Annotated in this window: 14 protein-coding genes and 1 rRNA gene; 13 read left to right on the top strand and 2 right to left on the bottom strand. The window is 59.2% G+C overall.

What is annotated here, in order from left to right; translation table 11 throughout:
- The first annotated feature begins 232 nt into the window (after window positions 1-232).
- The 7 genes from rrf to yfiB all read left to right on the top strand — a co-directional run bounded on the left by rrf (window position 233) and on the right by yfiB (window position 12,216).
- Window positions 233-348: ribosomal RNA gene (rrf, locus tag AC1RQB_RS05320) — 5S ribosomal RNA — on the top strand.
- Between the two features lie 156 nt (window positions 349-504).
- A complete protein-coding gene (gene recC / locus AC1RQB_RS05315) occupies window positions 505-3,957 on the top strand; it encodes an exodeoxyribonuclease V subunit gamma (protein WP_063341632.1) in 3,453 nt (1,150 codons plus the stop codon).
- Window positions 3,954-7,643 carry an exodeoxyribonuclease V subunit beta gene (recB, locus tag AC1RQB_RS05310; RefSeq protein ID WP_063341631.1) on the top strand — a complete coding sequence of 1,230 codons (3,690 nt, stop codon included), beginning with the start codon at window positions 3,954-3,956 and terminating at the stop codon, window positions 7,641-7,643. The genes recC and recB overlap by 4 nt, the downstream gene beginning before the upstream one ends.
- Window positions 7,640-9,748, top strand: a complete 2,109-nt coding sequence (recD, locus tag AC1RQB_RS05305; RefSeq protein WP_063341630.1) for an exodeoxyribonuclease V subunit alpha — start codon at window positions 7,640-7,642, stop codon at window positions 9,746-9,748. The genes recB and recD overlap by 4 nt, the downstream gene beginning before the upstream one ends.
- Window positions 9,749-9,866: 118 nt before the next feature.
- Window positions 9,867-10,442 carry a regulatory sequestration protein YfiR gene (gene yfiR, locus AC1RQB_RS05300; protein WP_063341629.1) on the top strand — a complete coding sequence of 192 codons (576 nt, stop codon included), beginning with the start codon at window positions 9,867-9,869 and terminating at the stop codon, window positions 10,440-10,442.
- Window positions 10,439-11,707 carry a diguanylate cyclase DgcN/YfiN gene (gene dgcN / locus AC1RQB_RS05295; protein ID WP_063341628.1) on the top strand — a complete coding sequence of 423 codons (1,269 nt, stop codon included), beginning with the start codon at window positions 10,439-10,441 and terminating at the stop codon, window positions 11,705-11,707. Before yfiR ends, dgcN begins: the two co-directional genes overlap by 4 nt.
- Window positions 11,708-11,712: 5 nt before the next feature.
- Entirely contained in the window at window positions 11,713-12,216 is a 504-nt protein-coding gene (gene yfiB, locus AC1RQB_RS05290) for an outer membrane lipoprotein YfiB (RefSeq protein ID WP_063343900.1), read from the top strand.
- On the opposite strand, the gene AC1RQB_RS05285 is transcribed toward yfiB, so the two are convergent.
- The gene (locus AC1RQB_RS05285; protein ID WP_007900639.1) at window positions 12,213-13,160 is read right to left on the bottom strand and encodes a LysR family transcriptional regulator; all 948 of its coding nucleotides are present in this window, start codon (window positions 13,158-13,160) and stop codon (window positions 12,213-12,215) included. The genes yfiB and AC1RQB_RS05285 overlap by 4 nt on opposite strands.
- A 161-nt stretch (window positions 13,161-13,321) precedes the next feature.
- On the opposite strand from AC1RQB_RS05285, the gene AC1RQB_RS05280 reads away from it, so the two are divergent.
- Window positions 13,322-14,839 carry a CoA-acylating methylmalonate-semialdehyde dehydrogenase gene (locus AC1RQB_RS05280; RefSeq protein ID WP_008005553.1) on the top strand — a complete coding sequence of 506 codons (1,518 nt, stop codon included), beginning with the start codon at window positions 13,322-13,324 and terminating at the stop codon, window positions 14,837-14,839.
- Window positions 14,840-14,849: 10 nt separating this feature from the next.
- A complete protein-coding gene (mmsB, locus tag AC1RQB_RS05275) occupies window positions 14,850-15,737 on the top strand; it encodes a 3-hydroxyisobutyrate dehydrogenase (RefSeq protein WP_063341627.1) in 888 nt (295 codons plus the stop codon).
- 245 nt (window positions 15,738-15,982) lie between these two features.
- Here mmsB and AC1RQB_RS05270 read toward each other — a convergent pair whose 3' ends face one another.
- Window positions 15,983-16,327 carry a cupin domain-containing protein gene (locus AC1RQB_RS05270; protein ID WP_030128140.1) on the bottom strand — a complete coding sequence of 115 codons (345 nt, stop codon included), beginning with the start codon at window positions 16,325-16,327 and terminating at the stop codon, window positions 15,983-15,985.
- Window positions 16,328-16,892: 565 nt separating this feature from the next.
- Here AC1RQB_RS05270 and AC1RQB_RS05265 point away from each other — a divergent pair.
- From AC1RQB_RS05265 to rfbB, 4 genes are all read left to right on the top strand, one after another.
- Window positions 16,893-17,864, top strand: a complete 972-nt coding sequence (locus AC1RQB_RS05265) for an acyltransferase (protein WP_063341626.1) — start codon at window positions 16,893-16,895, stop codon at window positions 17,862-17,864.
- Window positions 17,861-19,111, top strand: coding sequence for a glycosyltransferase family protein (locus AC1RQB_RS05260; protein ID WP_063341625.1), 1,251 nt, complete (start codon window positions 17,861-17,863; stop codon window positions 19,109-19,111). The genes AC1RQB_RS05265 and AC1RQB_RS05260 overlap by 4 nt, the downstream gene beginning before the upstream one ends.
- 22 nt (window positions 19,112-19,133) lie before the next feature.
- On the top strand, window positions 19,134-21,311 hold the full coding sequence (locus tag AC1RQB_RS05255) for a prenyltransferase/squalene oxidase repeat-containing protein (RefSeq protein ID WP_063341624.1): 2,178 nt from the start codon (window positions 19,134-19,136) through the stop codon (window positions 21,309-21,311).
- A 65-nt stretch (window positions 21,312-21,376) separates the two neighbouring features.
- Window positions 21,377-22,459 carry a dTDP-glucose 4,6-dehydratase gene (gene rfbB, locus AC1RQB_RS05250; RefSeq protein WP_063341623.1) on the top strand — a complete coding sequence of 361 codons (1,083 nt, stop codon included), beginning with the start codon at window positions 21,377-21,379 and terminating at the stop codon, window positions 22,457-22,459.
- Window positions 22,460-22,525: the final 66 nt, after the last annotated feature.

Raw genomic sequence — 22,525 nt, 5'->3', positions numbered from 1 at the left:
TGTAAGCGCTGTGAGGCGTTGAGCTAACCAATACTAATTGCCCGTGAGGCTTGACCATATAACACCCAAGCAATTTGCATGCTTCGAGCTGAAAAGGCGAGAGAGCACCAGATTGCGGTGTGTGAAGACGAAACGAACCGAAAGTTCGAGATACTCACAAAACACCAAACTATCGCATACCCATTCGCTGGAGCGTGAACCCGCAAGGGCCAACGAGCTGGCTACCGAATTTCTTGACGACCATAGAGCATTGGAACCACCTGATCCCATCCCGAACTCAGCAGTGAAACGATGCATCGCCGATGGTAGTGTGGGGTTTCCCCATGTGAGAGTAGGTCATCGTCAAGATTAAATTCCGAAACCCCTATCTGCGTATGCAGGTAGGGGTTTTGTTTTGTCCGCAGGAAAGTTCGTACAGCATTATCGGACCGCTCCCGGCTGTCACAGTCTGATGACAGTGCTAAGGTTCGGCCCTAGCTTTTGTATTTTCCCAAGGAAGCCTTTATGCCGGACGCTACGTCCCTCAGTGCTGGTTTTATGGTGGTTCACGGCAACCGTCTGGACGAGTTGCGCAGCCTGGTGGTCAGCTGGATGCGGCGCTACCCGCTGGCTCCCTTGGAAAATGAAATCGCCCTGGTACAGAGCAACGGCATCGCCCAATGGCTGAAGCTGGCATTGGCCGAAGACCCCGAAGATGACGACATGGGCGGCTGCGGAATCGCCGCTGCCATCGATGTGCAGTTACCGGGCAGCTTCATGTGGCAGCTTTATCGCATGGTGCTGGGACGTGACGAGATCCCGGTCAAATCCCTTCTCGATAAAGCCCCGCTGACCTGGCGTCTGATGCGTCTGTTGCCACAGTTAATCAACCAACCGCACTTCGAACCTCTGCAGCGCTTTCTTACCCATGACACCGACTTACGTAAACGCTATCAATTGGCGGAGCGACTGGCGGATCTGTTCGACCAATATCAGGTCTACCGTGCCGATTGGCTCGAAGACTGGGCAGAAGGTCTTCATCAGTTACGAAATGGTAGAGGCGAGGCCAAAGCCCTGACCCCGGCCAACTGTTGGCAGGCGGAGCTGTGGCGTGCGCTGTTGCTGGATGTCGGTGAACAAGGCATGGCGCAAAGCCGCGCAGGTGTCCACCAACGCTTTATCGAGCGCATCAATAGCCTCGACGTAGCGCCGAGTGGATTGCCTTCGCGGGTGATCGTTTTCGGGATTTCTTCACTGCCTGCTCAGGCCCTGGAAGCGCTTGCCGGGCTTGCTCGATTCAGCCAGGTCTTACTGTGCGTACACAACCCATGTCGTCACCATTGGGCGGACATCGTCGCTGATAAAGATCTGTTGCGACATCAGTACAAGCGCCAGGCTCGCAAGAGCGGTATGCCGGTCGTGCTCGACGCGCAAACGCTCCATCAGCATGCCCATCCGCTACTGGCCGCGTGGGGCAAGCAGGGGCGGGACTACATTAATCTGCTCGACAGCTACGACGATCCCAATAGCTATCGCTCGGCGTTTCGCGACGGGCGCATCGATCTTTTCAGCGAAAGCCAGCCACAGAACATGCTCAATCAGTTGCAGGACGATATCCTGGAATTGCGTCCCTTGAACGAGACTCGCGAGCGTTGGGCTGCTGTCGATCTGAAAAAAGACGAATCGATCCGTTTTCACATCGCCCATAGCGCTCAACGCGAAGTGGAAATACTCCACGATCAGTTGCTCGCACGATTCAGTGCTGACACAGACCTCAGGCCTCGCGACGTAATCGTGATGGTCCCGGACATCGACAGTTATGCCCCGCATATCCGTGCTGTTTTTGGTCAGATCGATCGCTTTGATCCGCGCTTCATTCCTTTCACACTTGCGGATCAAGGCCAGCGCGGCCGGGATCCGCTACTGATTGCTGTCGAACACCTGCTCAAACTTCCCGACAGTCGTTTCCCTGTCAGCGAGATCCTGGATCTGCTCGATGTTCCCGCATTACGCGCCCGGTTTGGCGTAGAGGAACGAGATCTGCCGACCTTGCATCGCTGGATCGAAGGCGCAGGCATTCGCTGGGGGATGAACGCCGAGCAGCGTGCGGGCCTGGGTCTGCCTGAGGAACTGGAGCAAAACAGCTGGCGTTTCGGTCTGCGACGGATGTTGCTGGGTTATGCCGTGGGCAGCGCCAGTGCCTGCGAGGGGATTGAACCCTACGACGAAATTGGTGGTCTGGATGCCGCGCTCATAGGCCCTTTGGTGGCGTTGTTGGATACATTGGAAGTTGCTCACCAGGAACTCACTCAACCTGCAGCGCCCAAACAATGGGGCTCGCGGTTGCAAGCTTTGGTGCAGTTATTCTTCCTGGCCAGCAACGAGCATGACGACTATTTGTTGGCCCAACTCGAAGAGCTGCGTGAGACCTGGCTTGAGACCTGCGAGTCCGTAGGTTTGCACGACGAATTACCGTTGACCGTAGTCCGTGAAGCCTGGCTGGCGGGTCTCGACCAAGGTCGCCTGTCTCAGCGCTTCCTTGCCGGGGCCGTTAACTTCTGTACCTTGATGCCCATGCGAGCAATCCCCTTCAAACTGGTCTGCCTGCTTGGCATGAATGACGGCGATTACCCTCGCGCGCAGCCGCCGCTGGATTTCGACCTGATGGGCAGTGACTACCGCCCCGGTGATCGCTCCCGACGTGAAGATGATCGCTATCTGTTGCTGGAAGCATTGTTGTCGGCACGCGACCAACTCTATATCAGTTGGGTCGGCCGCAGTATTCGGGACAACAGCGAGCGTCCTGCTTCGGTGTTGATAGGGCAGTTGCGTGATCATCTCGGCAGCGGCTGGCGACTGCACGATGATAATGATGACCTGCTTGAGTCCATGACTCAGGAACACCCGCTGCAACCGTTCAGCGCTCGCTACTTTCATGAAGGCGAAGATCTATTCAGCTACGCCAGCGAGTGGCAGGTTCTACATCAAGCCAGTGATCTGGCGACTGATATCGAAGTGCTTGAACCCTACGTCCAGGACGAGCCGCTGAGCCTGGGTCAGCTGCAGGATTTTCTGCGCAACCCTGTACGACATTTCTTCAGCCACCGGCTCAAAGTGTTCTTCGAGGCTGCAGAAGTGCCTTTGGCTGATGAAGAGCCATTTGTACTCGACGCGCTGCAACGCTATAGCCTCAGCGACAGCTTGCTTGAAGCGGCACTGGGGCAACCGGACCAAACCGATCAGGTACTGGAGGCGCAGGCAAAACGCCTGCAAAACAGCGGGCTTTTGCCCATGGCCGGTTTTGGTGAATGTCTTCAGCGAGAGTTGATCGAGCCGCTGCCGGATCTGCTGCTGCGCTATCAGCAGCTTCTGGCGTTATGGCCGACCCCGCTCACCAGCGCGTTGCCGGTGAGTGTGGAGCTACAAGGATTGCGTCTGGAAGGCTGGCTCAGTGGCCTGCATCAACGCGCAGATGGCGGGTTGTTGTCGGTGACTACGATTCCCAACAGCATTGGTTCGATCAAGGCCCGCAAATGGCATCGCCTGACACGACCTTGGGTCAATCACCTGGTTGCCTGTGCCAGCGGCATGCCGATGACTACTGCGTTGGTGGCCAGCGACGACAGTTTGTTGCTCGGTCCGATGGAGGAGGCCGCAGCGTCCAGGGTTCTGGGCGACCTGTTGTTGGCTTGGCAAACGGGCATGCGCCAGCCGCTACCGATAGCAGTAAAAACAGCGTTCGCCTGGCTCGCTCAAACCGACCCGGCCAAAGCTGACGCCGCTGCCCGCAAGACCTATGAAGGCGACGGCCAGACCACTGACGGCGAGCGCCGCGAAAGCCCGGCACTCGCTCGGCAATTCGCCGACTACGATGCTCTGATTGCCGATGAAACCTTCCCCGATTGGTGCGACGCTTTGTATCGGCCTCTGCTTGAAGCCCCTTGGCGTTCATTGACCAGCGAGGAGGCGCGCGCATGACCACGAAAACACCGCTGGCCCTGGCATTCCCCCTGTGTGGTAGCCAACTGATCGAAGCCAGCGCCGGGACCGGCAAGACCTTCACTATTTCTGCGCTGTACTTGCGTCTGGTCCTTGGCCACGGCGGCGAATCGAGTGGTTTTGGCCGTGAATTGCTGCCGCCGCAAATCCTGGTGGTGACCTTCACCGATGCCGCGACCAAAGAGCTGCGCGAACGTATTCGCACACGGCTGGCTGAAGCCGCACGGTTTTTCCGCGATGAGACATCGGCTCCGGATGGCCTCATCGCCGAGTTGCGCGACCAGTACCTCCCCGAGCAGTGGTCCGGCTGTGCAAACCGCCTGGACATCGCCGCCCAGTGGATGGATGAAGCGGCGGTATCGACCATCCACAGTTGGTGTCAGCGCATGTTGCGCGAACATGCGTTCGACAGTGGCAGCCTGTTCACCCAGACCCTGGAAACCGATCATAGTGATTTGCTCGGCGAAGTCCTGCGCGACTACTGGCGACTGTTCTGTTATCCAATGCAAGGCGATGCACTGAACTGGGTTCGCGGCAATTGGGGCGGCCCTGCGGCGTTGCTACCACGAGTGCGTGGCTTGTTCGCCAGTGAGCGTGACAGCGTTGAAGGTAAAGAGCCTGCCGAGTTGATTGCCGAGTGCCTGCAGCAGCGACGGGCCGCTTTACTCGAACTCAAGATGCCCTGGCGCCAATGGGCGGATGAGTTGCTTGCCATCTGTCACCAGGGCGTCGCAAGCAAGAGCGTCGATGGCCGCAAGATGCAGCCGCGCTACTTCGAACCCTGGTTCGAGAAACTTCGGGCCTGGGCCGAAGATGAGTCTCTGGAGCTACTGGACATTGGCACCGGCTTCACTCGTCTGACTCCCGATGGCATGTCTGAAGCCTGGAAGGGTGAAGCCCCCCGTCATCCCGGTCTCGATGCGATGGCCGGTCTCAAGACCAGTCTCGATGGTTTGCCGACCCCCGACGCCGCCGTGCTGCAGCATGCCGCTCACTGGGTCGGTGCGCGGTTCGAGGAGGAAAAGCGTCGCCGCGCGGAAATGGGCTTCGATGACATGCTGCTACGCCTCGATGCGGCTTTGCAGTCCGAAGGCGGTGAGCGCCTGGCAACACTGATCCGCGAGCAGTTCCCGGTCGCGTTGATCGACGAATTCCAGGACACCGACCCGGTGCAGTACCGAATCTTCGAGAGCATTTATCGCATCGAAGATAACAATCCTGAAACCGGTCTGTTTCTGATCGGCGACCCGAAGCAGGCGATCTATGCCTTCCGCGGAGCCGACATCTATACCTACCTGCGCGCTCGCCAGGCCACCACTGGCCGCCTGCATACCCTGGGCACCAACTTCCGTTCCAGTCATGGCATGGTCAGTGCGGTAAACCATGTGTTCGAGCGCGCCGAATCTCGTGAGCAGGGGCGCGGAGCATTCCTGTTTCGTGAGAAAAATGGAGAGAACCCGGTACCGTTCCTGCCCGTCGAATCCCAGGGACGCAAAGAAGTCCTGCAGATTGATGCTCAGGCTGTACCGGCCCTGAACATCTGGCACCTGTCCGCCGATCAGCCACTGTCTGGCGCGGTGTATCGGCAACAATTGGCCGCCGCCTGCGCCAGTGAAATCACCGCGCTGCTCAATGGCGGTCAGCAAGGCTGTGCTGGCTTCATCCAGGACGGTAAGGACTTCAAAGGTCTACTGCCATCGGATATTGCAATTCTGGTGCGCGACGGCAAAGAGGCCCAGGCCGTGCGTGGCGAACTTTCGGCCCGCGGCGTGCGCAGTGTTTACCTGTCAGACAAGGACTCCGTGTTCGCCGCGCAGGAAGCCCATGACCTGCTGACCTGGCTCAAGGCGTGTGCCGAACCGGATGTCGAGCGTCCCCTCCGCGCCGCGCTGGCCTGCATCACGCTGAACCTTTCGCTGGCTGAACTGGAACGGCTGAATCAGGACGAACTGGCTTGGGAAACACGGGTCATGCAGTTTCGCGGTTATCGCGAGCTCTGGCGCAAGCAGGGCGTGCTGCCAATGCTGCGACGTTTGCTGCACGACTTCCGACTGCCCCAGGCGTTGATCGCGCGCAACGATGGCGAGCGGGTGCTGACCAACCTGCTGCACCTGTCCGAGTTGCTACAGCAGGCCGCCGCCGAGCTTGATGGCGAGCAAGCCTTGATCCGTCACTTGTCCGAGCATCTGGCATTGTCCGGTCAGGCTGGCGAAGAACAGATCCTGCGCCTGGAAAGCGACGAGCAACTGGTCAAGGTTGTGACCATCCATAAATCCAAAGGGCTTGAATATCCGTTGGTGTTTCTTCCATTCATCTGCTCGGCAAAACCGGTGGATGGCAGCCGTTTGCCGTTGTATTACCACGACGCGACGGGCAAGGCTCAGGTGAGCTTGAAGCCGACGCCGGAGTTGATCGCCCAAGCCGATGATGAGCGCTTGGCCGAGGATCTTCGGCTGCTCTATGTCGCGCTGACCCGGGCACAACATGCTTGCTGGCTCGGAGTGACGGACCTCAAGCGCGGCAATAACAATGGCTCGACGCTGCACCTTTCAGCGTTGGGTTACTTGCTGGGCGGTGGTGCGCCATTGGCCGAGTCGGCAGGGTTGCGGCGTTGGCTGGAAGATTTGCAGCAGGACTGCCCTGCACTGAACTACGGTGAAATGCCTGAAGCGAGCGCCGAGCATTACCATCCGCCGCGCAATGAAGCGACCTTGCTTGCGCCGCTGATACCCAAGCGCAAGGCCAGCGAAAACTGGTGGATCGCTTCCTACAGCGCCTTGCGCATTGGTGACAGTCTGAGCGTGGGCAGTGACGAAGCCCCGGAGAGCCCGCAAGCCCAAAAGCTTTTTGACGACGAACGTCTCGATCCGCAAGCGCCGCGAGAAGTGATTGCTGGCGGCGCTGATATCCATCGATTCCCTCGCGGGCCGAACCCCGGCACATTTCTCCATGGATTGCTCGAGTGGGCCGGTGACGAAGGTTTTGCCGCTGCACCACAGACTGTGGAAGACGCCATCGCCCGCCGCTGCAATCGCCGTGGCTGGGAAGGCTGGATCACGACGTTGAGTGACTGGCTGCAGCACTTGCTCAAATCCCCGCTGCACATCGGCGGCGGGCAGGCACCGGTGGTGTTCGGGCAACTGACCCAATACCGGGTCGAGATGGAGTTCTGGTTCGCCAGTCACAAAGTCGATGTGCTTAAGCTCGATGAACTGGTGCGCCAATACACCCACAACGGCGTGGCCAGGGTGGCCGCCGAACCGGTGCTGCTCAATGGCATGTTCAAAGGCTTCATCGACCTGACGTTCGAGCATGACGGTCGTTACTACGTCGCCGACTACAAATCCAATTGGCTGGGCGTCGATGACGCGGCCTATACCGTGCCGGCCATGGAGCAGTCGATTCTGGATAATCGTTACGACCTGCAATATGTGTTGTACCTGCTCGCCTTGCATCGTCAGCTCAAGGCGCGGCTGGTCGATTACGATTACGAACGGCATGTCGGAGGAGCGTTGTACCTGTTCCTTCGTGGTACTCGCGCGGCCAGCCAGGGCGTGTATTTCGCCCGTCCGCCACGGGAGCTGATCGAGCGTCTGGACCGGTTGTTCCAGGGCAAGCCAGAGCCCAAGGCCGAACCCGCCTGGGAACAGGGAGTACTGCTATGACTCGCACCTTCGCCGATTTGCTGCCCACGCCGTTGGCGGCCGAAAGTCTGGCGGACCTGGCCCCGCTGAGTCGCGCAGATGACTTGTTGCTGCTGCTCACGCGCTGGGTCGAACGCGGTTGGCTGCGGGCGCTGGACAAGGCCTTCGTGGCCTTTCTCCACGAAATCGCCCCCGACGATGATCCGCTGGTGCTGCTGGCCGCCGCGTTGACCAGTCACCAATTGGGCCACGGCCATGTTTGCCTGGATCTGTTCGAAACGCTGAAAGAGCCGGACTTCGCTCTGTCGCTGCCACCGGAAGGTGATCTGCAAAGTGGCGCGATGTTGCTGCCGTCGCAATTGCTTGAGGCGCTGGAGGGTGCTCATTGGTGCAAGGTCCTGGCGTCCAGCCGTCTGGTGGCCCTGGCCGTCGATGGGCGTGAGGCCGCGCAGCATCGGCCGTTGGTGCTGTCGGGTAAACGCCTGTACCTGCGCCGCTACTGGGCTTACGAACGGCGCATTGATAACTCCCTGCGTCAGCGTCTGGCTGCACACGAAACAACACCGAGTGATTTGCCCCAACGCCTGACCGGCCTGTTCGGCCCAGCCAGGCCTGATGAAGTGATCGACTGGCAGAAGCTCGCTTGCGCCCTGGCTACCCGTAGCGCATTCAGCATCGTCACCGGCGGCCCGGGGACCGGCAAAACCACCACGGTCGTGCGTTTGCTTGCTTTGCTTCAGGCGCCAGCGGTGGAGGCCGGGAAACCACTGCGCATTCGTCTCGCGGCACCCACTGGCAAAGCTGCCGCACGATTGACCGAATCCATCAGCCAACAGGTTCAAACCCTGGAGGTTGCTGAAACGGTGCGGGAGAAAATCCCGTCGGATGTGACCACCGTGCACCGTTTGCTCGGCAGTCGTCCCGGCACTCGACATTTCCGGCACCACGCCGGCAATCGCTTGCCGCTTGATGTATTGGTGGTGGACGAAGCCTCGATGATCGACCTGGAAATGATGGCCAATCTGCTCGACGCATTGCCGGCCCATGCCCGTCTGGTACTGCTCGGTGACAAGGATCAACTGGCGTCGGTAGAGGCCGGTGCCGTCCTGGGCGATCTGTGCCGCGATGCCGAAGCCGGTTGGTACAGCCCGCAGACCCGCCAGTGGCTGGAGACGGTCAGCGGTGAAAACCTTGGTGCCAGCGATTTGCACGAAGACATCAACGGAACGCATCCCCTGGCTCAGCAAGTCGTGATGCTGCGTCACTCACGGCGCTTCGGCGAGGGCAGCGGCATTGGCCAGTTGGCCCGTTGGGTCAACCGGCAGCAACCCGAGGAAGCCCGCAAGTTACTGGCGGCTGGAAGCCATGGCGACGTATTTTCCCTGCCCCTCAAGGGTGAGCAGGACCGGGCGCTGGAGCGGTTGTTGCTCGAAGGCCATGGCGAGGGGCCGCAAGGTTATCGGCATTACCTGAGTCTTTTGCGCAGTCAGCGGCCACCGCTCGACAGCCCGCTCGACGATCCAGGCTGGACCCATTGGGCTCGTGTGGTGCTGCAAGCTTTCGACGCCTTCCAGCTGTTGTGCGCGGTACGCAAAGGGCCTTGGGGGGTGGAAGGCTTGAATCAGCGAGTGACCGACGCGCTGCTCAAGGCTCGGCTGATCGACAGCGATCACCAATGGTACGAAGGTCGGCCCGTGCTGATGACTCGCAACGACTATGGCCTGGGTTTGATGAACGGCGACATTGGCATTGCCCTCAAGTTGCCGGAGCGTGACGGCCCCGACGCGGGACGGCAAGTGCTGCGTGTGGCCTTCCCGCGCAACGATGGCCAGGGCGGTGTGCGCTTCGTCCTGCCAAGTCGGCTCAACGATGTCGACACCGTGTACGCCATGACCGTACACAAATCCCAGGGCTCGGAATTTGCCCATACGGCGCTGATTCTGCCGGATGCCCTGAACCCTGTGCTCACCAAGGAACTGATCTATACCGGCATAACCCGGGCCAAACACTGGTTCACCCTGATTGAGCCTCGTGCCGGCGTATTCGAAGAGGCCGTGCGGCGCAAGGTCAAGCGCTTGAGCGGGCTGATGCTGGAGCTGGAAGAGGGTATCGAGCGGAGTCACTGAACGGGCGGCGCCAGACGACGGAATCTGTCCGAAGTGCCGTGGTACGTGGCCTCGCTGGTGTTTCGGTGCTGTGCTATCGTTGCGGCATCATTTCGTTGCGATCGAAGAGAATCCCTGCATGAAGGTGGCTGTCTGGACGACAGAGCGCGTTATTGGTTGCAAGAGAGCGCTGCTTGCCGGCCTTCTCTGTTTGTTGACGGGCGTTGCCTTCGCTCAGCCGGAAACCGCCGTGAGCAAGGCCGACCAGCGCGCCAGATCAGTCACTCAGGTGGTGCTCGGGATCCTCAGTTATGCCCGGTGGCCTGTTGAGCCTCAACAGTTGCGTTTATGCGTGGTCGGCCCTACCGAGTACACCGACGATCTGGTCAAGGGCACTACCCAGGCCACTGGTCGGCCTGTCACCGTGCGACGGCTTTTGGCCGACAACCCGGTCATTGCCGGTGAATGCGACGCGGTGTACATCGGCAAGCTGACTAGCGACGAACGCAGTCGATTATTCGCCTCGCTGACAGGGCGCCCAGTGGTGAGCATCAGCGAAGGCGGCGATCAATGCACCGTAGGCAGTCTGTTCTGCCTTCGGGTCGGAGATGAACAAGTATCCTTCGAGGTCAACCTCGACTCGGTCGCCCGCAGCGGTGTGCGCATCCATCCCAGTGTGCTGCAACTGTCGCGTCGCAAGCCGGCGGCACCATGAGTCTATTCAAATCCCGTATACGTCCGACCCTGGGTTCGGTTATCGGCCGTGGACATTTGATCGTCGCCCTGGTGGGCGTTGCCATGGCCAGTGTTTCGTTGACCCTGCTGGGGGTTCTGGCCTTGCGGGTTTATGCCGATCACAACCTGCATCTGATCGCCCGTTCGATCAATTACACCGTGGAAGCCGCGGTGGTGTTCAACGATAAGGTCGCCGCCACCGAAGCGCTGGCATTGATCGCGTCCACCGAAGAAGTGGCCGATGCACAGGTGATGGACGAGCAAGGCGAGTTACTCGCACGTTGGCAACGGCCGGAAACGGGATTGTTGTCTGATCTTGAAGTGCAGATTGCCCGGGTGATTCTGGAAAAACCCATCAGCATGCCGATCGTCCATCAAGGTCAGGAAATTGGCAGTATCCTGCTGGTCGGGCACGGTGGCAGCCTGATGCGCTTTTTGCTAAGCGGTCTGATGGGAATCGTCTTGTGTACCGCCATCAGTGCCTGGGTTGCGCTCTATCTGGCGCGGCGGCAATTGCGGGGGATCACCGGCCCGTTGCGCAGCTTGGCTGCCGTGGCTCACGCCGCTCGCAGCGAGCGTGCCTTCGACCAGCGTGTGCCACCCGCCGATATTGCCGAACTCGACAACTTGGGCAATGACTTCAATGCGTTGCTCGATGAGCTCGAATCCTGGCAGACCCACCTGCAAAGCGAAAACGAGACCCTGGCCCACCAAGCCAGCCATGACAGCCTGACCGGACTGCCGAATCGAGCATTTTTCGAAGGCCGCCTGATGCGTGCCTTGCGCAATGCAAGCAAATTGGATGAGCGAGTGGCGGTGCTGTTTCTCGACAGCGACCGGTTCAAGGAGATCAACGATAACTTTGGCCATGCTGCCGGCGATGCGGTGCTGATCGCCGTGGCAACGCGGGTTCGTGCGCAGCTGCGTGAAGAGGACCTGGTCGCGCGTCTGGGCGGCGACGAGTTTGCCGTCCTGCTGACACCGCTGCATAAAACCGAAGACGCCGAACGGATTGCCGACCAAATCATTGCCAGCATGGAAGCGCCGATTCCCTTGCCTGGCACTACCCAAGTGATGACTTCACTCAGTATCGGCATCGCCGTGTACCCCGATCATGGGGTCACACCGGGCTCGTTGCTCGATGCTGCCGACGCCGCGATGTACCAGGCCAAACGCCTTTCCCGAGGCGCGCAGCAAACGGCAGGGTCGGAGCTCCCTGTCGCCCATGTTCAAACCAGGAGCTAATGTCTGTGTTCACCTTCAATCAGCGTTCTCTACGACTTTTCACGATCACCCTGTTCCTGGCCTTGCTGGCATTGACCGGTTGCCAGACGGCACCGCAAAAGGGCCTGACCCCGGCGCAGATCGCTGTGCTCAAGCAGCAAGGTTTCGAAATGACGGATGATGGCTGGGCCTATGGCCTGTCAGGCAAAGTTTTGTTCGGCAGCGATGTCGAGAGCCTCAATCCTGCCAGTACCGAAATCGTGGAGCGCATTGGCAAGGCGTTGTTGAGTGTGGAAATCGAACGGGTGAGGATCGACGGCCACACCGATGCGTCAGGCAAAGAATCCTATAATGAACAGCTTTCCCTGCGTCGCGCAAAAAGCGTCGGCAAGGTGTTGGCCACCGTCGGCATAAAAGAAGAAAACATCCAGCTGCGCGGCCTGGGCAGCAGTAAGCCCGTCGCTTCCAACGACACCGCGGTCGGACGCACCGAGAACCGTCGGGTGTCGATCGTGGTGAGCGCGGATTAATCGGCGAACAACATCTCCCGACTTTCCCCCATCAACAGCGCTTGATTCTGCTCGGTGACCCCACGGATGTAATCCCACAGCAACGTGATCCGCTTGAGCTTGCGCAGGTCTTCCCGGCAGTACATCCAGAACTGCCGGGTAATGGTGATCTCTTGCGGCAATACCGGCAGCAATCGCGGGTCCTGAGCTGCCAGGAAGCACGGCAGAATCGCCAGTGACCGTCCTTGCTGAGCGGCTACGAACTGCGCGATCACACTGGTGCTGCGCAGATTGGCACTGGCACCGGGCAACACATTCGCCAGGTACAGCAGCTCCGAGCTGAACGCCAGATCGTCCACATAACTGATGAATTGATGCTTGCCCAAGTCTGCCGGGCGGCGGATCGGCGGGTGCTTGTCCAGATAATCCTGGGTCGCATACAGCTGCAGTCGGTAGTCGCAGAGTTTGCAGCAGACATACGGGCCATGTTCCGGCCGCTCCAGTGCGATGACGATGTCTGCCTCGCGCTTGGACAGGCTGATGAAGTGCGGCAGCGGCAGGATGTCCACCGAGATCGCCGGGTAGGCGTCGACGAAATGGCTCAGCTGCGGGGTGATGAAAAAGCTGCCGAACCCTTCGGTGCAACCCATGCGCACATGCCCGGACAACGCCACGCCGGAGCCCGAAACCTGTTCGCAGGCCATGTGCAGAGTGCTTTCGATCGACTCGGCGTAACCCAGCAGCCGCTGGCCTTCGGCAGTCAGGACGAAACCGCTGGTGCGGGACTTTTCAAACAGCAACGTGCCCAGCGAGGTTTCCAGCGAACTGATGCGTCGCGACACGGTGGTGTAGTCCACCGCCAGGCGCTTGGCCGCGGTGCTGGCCTTGCGAGTGCGGGCAACCTCGAGGAAAAACTTGAGGTCATCCCAGTTCAACGAGCCTAAAGACGTGATGTTTTTTTGCATGATGGACCGGCTTTTATGTGCGTTCTTATTAGAAGTTTGCACATCTATACTCCAAAAACAGTCCGACAACCAATTCGTGACACACGCCTCATCTCAAGGCGACTTTCTCGCCTTGGCTCCAAAGATCGCTCTCTAAATAAGAACAACGTCCGGAGACCAATATGAACGCATCGCTAGAAACCACCGTGCAAAAGGTCAAGCTGTTGATCGATGGCGAGTGGGTCGAATCCCAGACCACCGAATGGCACGACATCGTCAACCCGGCGACCCAACAAGTGTTGGCCAAAGTCCCATTCGCGACGGCTGCCGAAGTCGATGCTGCCATCAGCGCCGCCCATCGCGCCTTCCAGACCTGGAAGCTGACACCGATCGGCGCGCGGATGCGCATCATGCTCAAGCTTCAGGCGTTGATTCGCGAACACTCCAAGCGTATTGCCGTGGTACTCAGCAACGAGCAGGGCAAAACCATTGCCGATGCTGAAGGCGATATCTTCCGCGGCCTGGAAGTGGTCGAGCACGCCTGCTCCATTGGCAGCCTGCAAATGGGCGAGTTCGCCGAGAACGTCGCTGGTGGTGTCGACACCTACACCCTGCGCCAACCGATCGGCGTCTGCGCCGGTATTACTCCGTTCAACTTCCCGGCGATGATTCCGCTGTGGATGTTCCCGATGGCCATCGCCTGCGGCAACACCTTCGTGCTCAAGCCGTCCGAACAGGACCCGATGTCGACCATGCTGTTGGTGGAACTGGCCATCGAGGCCGGCATTCCTCCGGGTGTGCTCAACGTCGTTCATGGCGGCAAGGATGTGGTGGATGCGCTTTGCACCCACAAGGACATCAAGGCTGTTTCGTTCGTCGGTTCGACCGCGGTCGGCACTCACGTCTACGACCTGGCCGGCAAACACGGTAAACGCGTGCAATCGATGATGGGCGCCAAAAACCACGCCGTTGTGCTGCCCGATGCCAATCGCGAGCAAGCGCTGAATGCGCTGGTCGGCGCCGGTTTCGGTGCGGCGGGGCAACGCTGCATGGCTACCTCGGTAGTGGTGCTGGTGGGCGCGGCCAAGCAATGGCTGCCAGACCTGAAAGCGCTGGCGCAGAAACTCAAGGTCAATGCCGGCAGCGAGCCGGGCACTGACGTTGGCCCGGTGATTTCCAAGCGAGCCAAGGCGCGGATTCTCGATCTGATCGAGAGCGGCATCAAGGAGGGCGCCAAGCTCGAACTGGACGGTCGCGACATCAGCGTTCCGGGCTACGAGAAGGGTAACTTTGTCGGTCCGACCCTGTTCTCTGGTGTCACTCCCGAGATGCAGATCTACACCCAGGAAATCTTCGGCCCGGTGCTGGTGGTATTGGAAGTCGATACCCTCGATCAAGCCATCGCTCTGGTGAATGCCAACCCCTTCGGCAACGGCACAGGGTTGTTCACCCAAAGCGGTGCGGCGGCGCGTAAATTCCAGACGGAAATCGACGTCGGCCAAGTCGGCATCAACATCCCGATTCCGGTGCCGGTACCGTTCTTCAGCTTCACCGGTTCCCGTGGTTCGAAGCTCGGTGACCTCGGTCCTTATGGCAAGCAAGTGGTGCAGTTCTACACTCAAACCAAGACCGTTACCGCACGCTGGTTCGACGACGACAGCGTCAACGACGGTGTGAACACCACCATCCACTTGCGTTAAGGAGCCGGACATGAAAATCGCTTTTATCGGTCTCGGCAACATGGGCGCGCCGATGGCGCGCAACCTGATCAAGGCCGGCCATTCGCTACGGCTGGTCGACCTGAACAAAGCTGTGCTGGCAGAGCTGGAGCAACTGGGCGGCAGCATCAGCGCTTCGGCGCGTGAAGCCGCTCAAGGTGCAGAACTGGTGATCACCATGCTGCCCGCCGCTGTGCATGTGCGCAGCGTCTGGCTGGGCGAAGACGGGGTGCTGGCGGGGATCGCCAAGGGCGTGCCCGCGGTGGATTGCAGCACCATCGATCCGCAGACGGCGCGCGACGTTGCCGCCGCTGCTGCCAAACAAGGCGTGGTCATGGCCGATGCCCCTGTTTCTGGCGGTACTGGCGGTGCTGCGGCCGGGACACTGACTTTCATGGTCGGCGCCACGCCTGAGCTGTTCGCGACCCTGCAACCGGTGCTGGCGCAGATGGGGCGCAACATCGTCCATTGCGGCGAAGTCGGCACCGGGCAAATTGCCAAGATCTGCAACAACTTGCTGCTGGGGATTTCCATGGTCGGCGTCAGCGAAGCCATGGCCTTGGGCGATGCGCTGGGGATCGACACGACGGTGCTCGCGGGGATCATCAACAGTTCCACCGGGCGTTGCTGGAGTTCGGAGATGTACAACCCGTGGCCCGGCATCGTCGAAACGGCTCCGGCCTCGCGCGGGTATACCGGCGGTTTCGGTGCTGAACTGATGCTCAAGGATCTGGGGCTGGCCACTGAGGCGGCACGTCAGGCGCACCAACCGGTGGTGCTCGGCGCGGTGGCGCAGCAGTTGTATCAGGCGATGAGTCAGCGTGGGGAAGGCGGCAAGGACTTCTCGGCGATCATCAACAGCTATCGCAAGCCCCAATAAGGATTTTTCGGGATGGTGATGGGAGGCTTGCCTGTGGCGAGGGCTTTTGTGGCGAGGGAGCTTGCTCCCGTCCGGCTGCGGAGCAGTCGTAAGTCCTGAGCATGCGGTGTATCTGAAACACCGCATCAGCTTGTTGGGTTCGCTTCGCGAACCAGCGGGAGCAAGCTCCCTCGCCACAAGGGATGCGGATTCCTATCAGTTTTTTTGCCGAGAGACCACGTCGGGTGGTCTCTCGGTTTTTTGCATCAGGCAAACACGAAATACTTGCGCACGGTCTCAACCACCTCCCACGTGCCTTTCATCCCCGGCTCAATGACGAAAATATCACCGGCGCGAAGATGGATCGGCGCCATGCCTTCCGGGGTGATGATGCAGTAGCCTTCCTGGAAATGGCAGTATTCCCACTTCACGTATTCCACATACCACTTGCCCGGCGTGCAGATCCAGGTACCCATGATCTTGCTGCCGTCTTCGCTGGTGTAGGCGTTGAGGTTGACGGTGTGCGGGTCGCCTTCGAGTTTTTCCCATTTGCAGGCGTCGAGCACGGGCAGTGGGTGGGTATCGCGTAGGACGGTGATAGGTGCGGACATGTCAGCTCCAGGCTAGAGGCAGGATTGAATGACCAGCCTATCGTCGGGAGAGTGCACCCGGATGTCTGGGGTCGACATCCAGTTACCTGTAAACGCTGATAGCAAGAGCCTGTACAAAGGCTGATTCGCACCACTGCTGTGCATGCATGACGGTTTTATTACAGCGATGCACCATAAAAGTTCAATAAATTTTTAGACGCAAACGAAATAACCAGCCGGACACCTATTGCAAAACAAAATCGTCTGTACTATAACATTCGTACTAGCGGACCTTTCCGCCAATGGAGCTACATTCTAGTCACGGACAGACTTTATTCAGCTTTCTCTATCATTAATTGCTGACTTGGCCATCGGGCCAAGTGTTGCTGTCTACCTGTTGTTATCCAAATAACAACGTGGCGGCGGAGTAACAGTTATTAAAGTTGCGCGGACGCAATGTTATGCGTGCTTTGAGATGGCAGAAAAAAAACAGTTAGTTATTGCTTATGCACAAGCGGATAGGTCCGCAGGTTTCTGTGTGCATTAAATCATCATGCATCCCGTATCAATGGAATGAGGCTTTACTGTGGATGACACTAATGTGGTCGAGGTTTTAACGACGATCGATTCTGGCAGTGAACTCGGTCGGCATGTATGGATTCGTGCCGCCAGTCGTCTGCAAAATGTTCAATTGGGTGATGACTGTTTTGTCGGGTTCAAGTCTGACTTGAGGTTTGTCGCCATCGGCAAGGCAAGCATGCTGGCCACCGGCGTGCAGTGCTTGGGGACGGCTCAATCCCCGATCCAGATCGGCGCAAACGCCTGGCTGGGTGCGAAGGTTACGGTGAAAGCAGGTGTTTCCATCGGGGCTGGCGCGGTGGTTGCTGCGGGGGCTCTGGTGGTCTCGGATATTCCGCCCGATGCTATCGCAGTAGGGCGCCCTGCCCGAATCATCGCCTATCGCAGTGTGGTAGAGGACGGCGCGCCGAGCCCCGAACACGTGCTGGCGAAGGTGCGGGAGCGAGCGCGTCAGGGCATGCCTTCATTGCTCGACCGGGCCTCGTTGTCCGTGGCCCGACTCAAGGAACTGAACCCGGATACCCAAACCTGGGACATCAGCGAAGACACGCTCATCGACGCCGAGTTGCGCGGTGGTGCCTCGGTGGAAATCGCTCGGGACTGCATTCTGATCGGGCGCAGTGTGCGTCAGGGCGGGATGTCGCAACTGGGTGGCATCGATATTGGAACCGGGACTTCGTTGGGTGAAGGCATCGTTATCGAGGCCGCGGGCGGCGTCACGATTGGTGCCTTCAGTGAGTTGGGCGCGCGGGTCACTGTCGTTACTTCATCACATGATCATTCGTTTCGTTCACTGCCTTGGGAGGAGGCCCCTGTACACATTGGAAGTCGCTGCGTTATTGGTGAGGGAGCAATCATAGTTGGTCCACTGAGTATCGGTGATGGTGCCGTTATAAAGCCCTACTCAGTGGTTATAAGGGATGTATTGGAAAACACTGTGGTCAATGGCGTTGTTCAACTAATGGAGATACAGGAATGATTTTATTTGCCCCCAACCCTACCGGTTCCGGACATAACATGCGGGCTCTTTCCATCGCTCAGGCGATAAAGAAACAACGTCCGGATATGGCGTTGACCGTGGCGCTGGCTTCCTTGCAACCGACCTTTACACCATTGTTCGAAAAGGCCGGGGTCGAGGTGGTGGACATTGCAGGGCGACTGGTCGATTACTCGAAAAAGAGCAACTTGTCGAAAGAGCTGGATTGGGCCAATTACATTGGTGGTTATATCGCCAATACCTTTTTGTCCGGCGAGCGAATCCTGTCTTATCTGGCGCTGATCGCGGAATACAAACCGGCGGTGCTGGTGTCGGACTACAACATGGCGGCCTGCCTGGCGGCGATTTTCAGCGGTACGCCGCTGGTATTCGTGACCGAGCGTTATGACTTCACCCTCTGCCAACTGGAAGACAGCGACTTGGCCGACGGCGGATTCGAAGTCAACGCCCTTGAGATGGCCAGAGCCCGCACGGCCCTGCATAGCCAGTTCTCCTGGATGATCAATCAGAGCCAACTTGTCCTGACCGACAAACCCTATGTCGCTTCCCTCGATCAAGGCACTCCGGTCGCCGAGGCCTTGAGTGCCGGCAAAGCACACTTCGTCGGGCCGATGATCCGTGACATCACGGTGCAAAGCGGCTTGAACGTGCGCGCCGAACTGAACCTTGGCGACTCGCCGTTCATTGTCGCCTCCATCAGCGGCACTACGATGTTCTCGCAAAACAAGGAAGCACTGCTGGCGGCCTATCTGGAGAGTTTCAAAACCCTGCGCGAACAAAATCCCGAGCTGAAAATGGTGCTGCTGGGACGTCAGGATATCCAGGCCCAGGAAGGTGTCATCTGCGTGCCGTACTACCCCGACTGGATGGGCTTGTTGCGTGAAGCCAGTCTGCTGATTTCGGCACCAGGCTGGATCACCGTGACGGAAATCTCGGCGCTGAACATTCCTACATTGTTCGTCCTGCCGTCGAAATCGGAATACCACGAGCTGGAAGCCTTGCGTCGCCTGGAACTTCTGGGTTTCCCGACCCACCTGGGTCACGACCAGCACCGGATCGTTGAACTGGTGGCGGGCGAGCTCGAAAAAAACACCAAGGCGGCCGGGTACTTCGCCCCTCATCAACAAGTGGCCGCCCCGGACGGCGAAGGCGCTGCCCGCGCTGCCACGCGGATTATCGAGTTGTGCCAGGGCGCCGTCGTGCCGTTGACCGAAAGCAAAGCCGCCTAGCCTCAACGAAGAGGGATACACCATGTCGCTTCATCCGCAGTTCCTTTTTGATCAAGGCCTCAAAGACGCCGAGTACGGTGGTTACTTCGCCATCACCGATGCCAGTGGGCAGGTCGCTATTTCCAGTGACAAGCAGTTGCAGGATCAGGTTGAGGTGACGCTCTACCAGGCAGCTCATGGCAGCGAAGCGCAATTGCGTTTCGCCCATGAGGGCCTCATGCGTTTGTACGATGGCCAGCACGCGGGGTTTCACGAACTCGCCGATCGGTTCTGGACGCCCCACGGTTCGGGGCGTTGCCGGACGCTGGCGCTGCAACTGGACGCGTTGGCGGCGTTGATTGCCTACCAGCGCAAAGTGCCGCAAGACACCGCAAACCTGGCCAACATCAAGGCGACGCTGGAAAAAATCGAAACGGTCTATAGCCGATCGGGCGTAGCTGGCATCTATAGCAGTGACTGGTCCGAACCGCTGGAACTGGCCACCTCGATCGAGCTGGACATCAGCGCCGTCAATTTGCTCTCGTTGATCGGCACCGATCCGCTGGGAGCCGGCCTTGTCGGGTATCTTGAAGTACATGCCGAAAACCTGATCGCTCGCGTCGCCGGCAGTGACAGCGAGCAGGGCGTCGATGTGGTGTTGAGCCGCTGTGCCGTGCGCGCGCAGACCAGCCTTGCACTGGTCGGCTTGGCAAGCCTTCGCGATGACAATGCGCTGTCGAATCTGGCCTGCTCGTTTCTCAAACAGACGTTGGCGTTGTTCCGCGATCCGGCCTATGGCGGGTACTGGGACCGCGTGTGTATCAACGGCAAAGTGCGGGTCGATTGGCACACGTCTTATAAAAAACACGAGTCGCCATTTCCGATCAAAACGGCCTACGACGCAGCGCTGCTGTTGCAGGCGATTGAGGCGTTCCCGGCTGACGCTCATGACCTCGATCGCACCGGCGTGACGGCGGCGTTGCTGGATTTTCACGACAGCCGCAACGGTGGGCTGTTCATGGGCAAAGGCTATTTCTGGTCGACCCCCAACGACCCGACCGTGCCCTTCATTCGGCAGTTCTGGGCGGCGCCGCGCCAGCCAGGCGTGTTCACCATCGGTAACCTGACGTACCTGCCGTTGCATTTGAAGAGCCTGAAAACCCAGCTCGCCGCTGCGCAGGCACTGCAGGCGGTCCAGCCAGCCGCGGCGGTGCATCATCACGATGACGCAGCATTGGTGGCGCAGGGGCTGGAGAGCATCGATGGCAGTGGCGATGTGCAAGACATTCATCCAGCGGCCGTGCCGACGATCAATGTTGACTTGAAGCGCTACCTGGCCTGGCTGTCCCAGGCTCGTGCTTCCAGTGATACACCTTACGGCTTGACCGCTGAAACCGCTCCGCTGGGGTTCCGGGCAGACAAGACGTGGCAGGTGTTTTCCGGCTTGCATGTGATCTCGGATTTGCATGCCCTGGGCATCGAGATTGAAAACAAGGCGAGCCTGATCGACTGCATCAAGTCATCGCAAAACGCGGACGGCGGCTTCGCCGAACAACCGGGTCATCTCAGCGATGTATTCGCCAGTTATTGCGCGGTGCTGTCACTGCGGGTGCTGGGGGCGCTGCCGAATGATGTCGAAGGTTGCGTGCGTTACTTGCAGGCGTGCCAGAACCCGGACGGTGGTTTCGGCGATGTCGCCGGTTATGTCTCCGATATCTGGCACACCAACCTGGCGGTTTTGTCGCTGCATGCGCTCGGCGCTCGGGCGCCTGACGAACAGGCTGTGCAGGCTTTTGCGCTGCGATGCCGAACCGCCGATGGCGGGTTTGCCAACAAACCGGGTTATCCGCCGGATGCGTTCTCGGTGTACCGCGTGGTCTCCACGCTGTTCATTCTCAATAAACGCATCGTCGACGCGCAGCAGACCGTGGCGTGGCTGCAAAAACTGCAACAGCCCAATGGCTCGTTCCATTACCGGCCCGGCAAGGCCGTCAGCCTGGTGGGTACCTACATGGCCATCGCCGCGATGTATTTGCTCGATGCCCAGCCACACTACTTGCAAGCATCGAAGGACTGGATCGCTGCCCATCAAAAACAGGATGGCGGGTTCGGGCCACTCAATTCGACATCGGCCACCACCGATGAAAGCTTTGTCTGCATTCAGACCTTGCTGATTCTGGAGAAAGGCTTGAGCCAGTACTGGGTGGCCTTGCTCAACTGACCGATGGCTCGATGGCACACGACATCGATGGACTGTGAATCATCAATTGGCCAAGGGAGGCGCTGATGAAAATTTTAGTGACAGGGGGCGCGGGCTTTATCGGCTCGGCAGTCGTGCGGTATCTGATCAACGAAACCGAGTGCGAAGTGATCAACGTAGACAAGTTGACCTACGCCGGTAACCTCGAGTCATTGGCCGATGTGGCCGACTCGCCGCGGTATCGTTTCTATCAAGTGGACATCTGCGACAGGAACGCGCTGGACGAGATCTTTGCGCGTCTTCAACCCGATGCCGTCATGCATCTGGCGGCCGAGTCCCACGTGGATCGCTCGATTGACGGCCCCCAAGCCTTCATCGAGACCAATATCGTCGGCACCTACACTTTGCTCGAAGCGGCGCGTGGCTACTGGAACCGATTGGATGCGCCACGTCAGGCGGCGTTTCGTTTCCATCATGTGTCCACGGATGAAGTGTACGGGGACCTGGAACCCGAGGATCCGGCGTTCACCGAAACCACCGCTTATGCACCCAGTTCGCCGTACTCGGCGACCAAGGCCAGCTCCGATCACCTGGTTCGCGCCTGGCACCGGACGTTCGGTTTGCCGGTGGTGCTAAGCAACTGTTCGAACAATTACGGGCCGTTCCATTTCCCGGAAAAACTGATTCCTCACATCATTCTCAATGCGCTGTACGGCAAACCGTTGCCGGTGTACGGCGACGGAGGGCAGATCCGTGACTGGTTGTTCGTCGAAGATCATGCCCGGGCGTTGTATGCGGTGGTCAGCCGCGGTGAGGTGGGTCAGACCTACAACATCGGTGGCCACAACGAGAAAACCAACCTGCAAGTGGTGCACACCTTGTGCGACTTGCTGGAGACGCGTGGCGCACTCAAACCGGCGGGTGTGGAGCGTTTTCGGGACCTGATCACGTTCGTCAAGGATCGCCCCGGCCATGACAAACGCTACGCCGTCGATGCCGGAAAAATCCAGCAGGACTTGGGCTGGACGCCGCAGGAGACCTTCGAGAGCGGCCTGCGCAAAACGGTCGACTGGTACCTCGACAATCGTTCCTGGTGGACGCGGGTACTGTCGGGCGACTACGCGCTGGAACGCATCGGCGAACACCAGAACGAAGCCGTCGAAGCCTGAACCCAACCCAACCCACTTCACGGACGTCATTGCGGGCGTCTGTCACACAACTGCTTCAAGGAGAAA

The sequence above is a fragment of the Pseudomonas sp. GW822-FHT02E03 genome (assembly GCF_058802325.1).
The sequence above is the reverse complement of the archived record's forward strand: the minus strand, read 5'-3'. Positions and strand labels throughout refer to the sequence as shown.